The sequence below is a fragment of the Acetomicrobium sp. S15 = DSM 107314 genome, assembly GCF_016125955.1.
Taxonomy (GTDB): Bacteria; Synergistota; Synergistia; order Synergistales; family Thermosynergistaceae; genus Thermosynergistes; species Thermosynergistes pyruvativorans.
In genome coordinates this window covers 1-269 of sequence record NZ_JADEVE010000366.1, presented here as the reverse complement: position 1 = coordinate 269, position 269 = coordinate 1, and the positions used below count along the sequence as shown (strand labels likewise).

At 53.2% G+C, this 269-nt stretch carries 1 protein-coding gene; it reads left to right on the top strand.

Annotation, left to right across the window (positions count from 1 at the left end):
• Nucleotides 1-79: 79 nt before the first annotated feature.
• On the top strand, nt 80-269 hold a 190-nt coding region (locus tag EZM41_RS11090; protein ID WP_232619330.1), incomplete at its 3' end, for a DUF5698 domain-containing protein.

The window sequence follows — 269 nt, the reverse complement described above, 5'->3', positions numbered from 1 at the left end:
ACCAAATCAAAACTTATAGCAAAGCAGAGGGCTGGCTTATCGCAGCCAGCCCTCCTATAGACCATAGGAGGCGAAGGCGTTGACCGAAGGTGCAAAGGCTGTCACCGTAAAGGCAGCAGCTCTAAAATCTTTTTGCGAGGTGAGCGTGTACCTTGTAGCCCTCTCTAAGGTGTTGCAGGGCGGTATAAATAGCCCGTGGCAGGTCATAGCGTACGCCGGAGGTTTTGCCACGGGAAACTTTATAGGGTCTCTGCTCGAGGAACGCCTCG